This window comes from Kitasatospora sp. NPDC052868 (assembly GCF_044547105.1).
Classification (GTDB): Bacteria; Actinomycetota; Actinomycetes; order Streptomycetales; family Streptomycetaceae; genus Kitasatospora.
This window is the reverse complement of the sequence record NZ_JBITZW010000055.1, coordinates 1-2,794: the sequence shown is the minus strand read 5'-3', so window position 1 is coordinate 2,794 and position 2,794 is coordinate 1. Positions and strand designations below refer to the sequence as shown.

General features: G+C 68.8%; 1 protein-coding gene. It reads left to right on the top strand.

The window, feature by feature from the left end; translation table 11 throughout:
- Nucleotides 1–1,062 precede the first annotated feature (1,062 nt).
- Nucleotides 1,063–2,794: Ig-like domain-containing protein (locus ACIGZJ_RS36855; RefSeq protein WP_396461381.1), on the top strand; the 1,732-nt coding region annotated here is incomplete at its 3' end.

Sequence of the window (2,794 nt, the reverse complement as noted above, 5' to 3'; positions counted from 1 at the left end):
CCCAGCGGCAGGCCGGTGGCGAGGACCGCCGTCACCGCCGCCGCCGGGACCAGCCTGCGCAGCAGGCCGGGAATCGCGCGGGCGCGCGACGCCGCTCGCAGACGTCTCCAGCCCTGTGTCGAACCACCCGGCGGCTTCGCCTTGCGCACTCTCATAGCGGTCTCCCGTATGTCGGTTGGAGCGCCCGAGCCCCCGAGGAGCGCGCCCGGATCGCCGTGAGCGACCAGGGCCCGCCGGTGACGGGGGTGCGGCATCCGACCGCTGTGGGCTGCAGGACGCCGCGCAGACCCCTCTCGGGCCTGCACACCCATCACCGCGGGCAGCCCCGACAGGGCCGCCGAGCCGCCGATGCGCGCGTCCTGTTCGAAAGCATCACCACATTCCCCAAGGCCACGTCCTTCGACAGCGTCGAAGTGCACCTGATCAGCTGAGACTTTCACCGGATTGGACCGCCAACACACCAACCACGACCACGAAGCCCCACTGCTTGGGTCTGACGTCGGCGCGGACACGGCGCCGGTTGCGGCGGGAGCCGTAGGCCTCGTCACCGCCGAGGTGGTCAGACCGACTTCGCGAGCGGTCGGTGTCCGCCTTCGCCGGCGAAATGGATTCTCGGCTTGCGTAACCTCGGCGCGCCAGGTATGAGAATCGACGGAGAGATCAGTACGGACACGTACGATTGGCCACGCGTGGAGGGGCCTACGACGTCCCTCCTTCACCCACGTCGGCGATCGGCCGACGTCCCACTGGCGGGACATGTAGCGGTGCTTCACGGGAATCGGGCACGCGGCCGGTCCTTCCGAGTGGGCCGGTGAGCGGTTTCAGACTGCAGCAGGGCCGTCCGGGTCCGCCTGCCCCAAGGAGTCCCGAGTGACGACGAGAACCTCCATAGCCTGACCGGCGCAGCCGTCCACCGGCACGCGAAGGCCATCAGAAGGGTTCGGTCGGCCGACCGAACAGTGAGTCCCCCACCCTCCCCGCAGTCGATCGGCCGTACTGCCGTGCCGAATCAGCCGGACGGCCCGGGGCGGAGTTTGCTGGATCTTCCCTAGGAGACAAGCAATGCCAGTGCTGGCAATGATGCGATCCGCCGTCAGGCGGGCCGTCGTCATGCTGACCGCGATCGCCGCCGTGCTGATCTACGGCGCGCAGATCCCCGCGTACAGCGCACCGATCAATGCGGTCACCGGAGTCACCACCACGTGGCCGGGATCTCCGTCCGGACCGCTCCTGAACGGGATGACCGTCACCACGCACATCACCTGGTGTGTTCCGGACGGCAGCCATGCGGGTGACACGTTCTCGGTCACCATGCCGCCCGAGCTCGCGAACTTCCCCACCGGCACGCAGACCGTCCTGGACAGCACCGGCGCGACCATCGGCACCGCCTCCATCTCCGGCAACCCCGCCGTCATCACCTACGTCATGGGCACGTACGTGGAGACCCACACGGGCGTCTGCGGGGAGACCACGGCCACCGCGCAGCTGTCGACCAGTGAGACCGGCTCCCACGACCTCGTCTACACGACGAACGCGGGCGTCACCTTCACCACCCCCATCGTCATCAACCCGATCCCGCCCCGCAATCCCAGCAATGCCGAGAAGTACGGGATCATCAACCACAACAACTCCTTCCCGAACACGGACATCGTCTGGGTGATGCACACCCCGGCGAGCACCACCGCGACCACGGCCACCTTCACGGACACGGCCCAGGCCGGCCAGGCCTTCAACTGCCCCGTGTTCATCGCCGGGCTGACCCTCCCCTATTCCACCAACGCCGCGTCCACCATCACCCAGCAGAACCTCGACACGACCACCAACACACTGGGCAACGACGTCACCTACACCGGCACGGCCACCGTCAACTCCTGTACGACAGGCGCCATCTCGGTCACCGTCACCGTTCCGGCGAACGCCAGCGTCGGGCTGAAGCTGCCGGTGACGATCACGGACAACACTCTCAAGCAGTTCACGGACACCGTCGTGGTCACCATGGCCGATGGCACCACCGTGAACGCCGGGTCCGGGCTGGACAACCCGAGCTGGAACAACTCGGGCAACGGGAACAACCTCTCCATCGTCAAGTTCTCCACCGCGGACGGTCCGACGGCGGGCGACTACGACTCCGCACCGGGCAAGCCGGTCCCCGCCGGGGCCCCGGTGCCAGTGACGATGACCGTCAGGAACAACGGTTCGCTGGCCCTGACCAACGTGGTGGTGACCGACAACACGACATCAGGTCCGGCGCTCACCGGCCTGTCGTGCGACTTCTCCGCGCTGGGCGGTCCTGCCACCGGCACGACCTGGGCCGGCCCCTTCCAGGCGGGCGCCACCTTCGACTGCACGGGGACCGTCCCGGCGATGCAGCCCGGCACTCAGGAGACCGACACCTCGACGGTCACCGCCACCGACACCACGGGCGTCCAGCTCACGGCCTCGGACGCCTTCAACGCGGTGACTCCCCCCGCCGCTCCGGCGCTGACGATCGCCAAGTCCGTGACTCCGGCGACGGTCTCCGCAGCCGGTGACACCGTCACGTACTCGTTCCTGGTGACCAACACCGGGAACGTGGACCTGACGGCAGTCGGAGTGACGGAGACCGCGTTCTCCGGCACCGGCACCGCCCCGACCGCGAGCTGCCCCGTCACCACCCTCGCCCCCGGCGCCTCCACCACCTGCACCGCGACCTACGGCGTCACCCAGGCGGACATCGACGCGGGCATCGTGACCAACGCCGCCACCGCCCACGGCACCCCGCCCACCGGCTCACCCGTCACCACCCCGCCCTCGA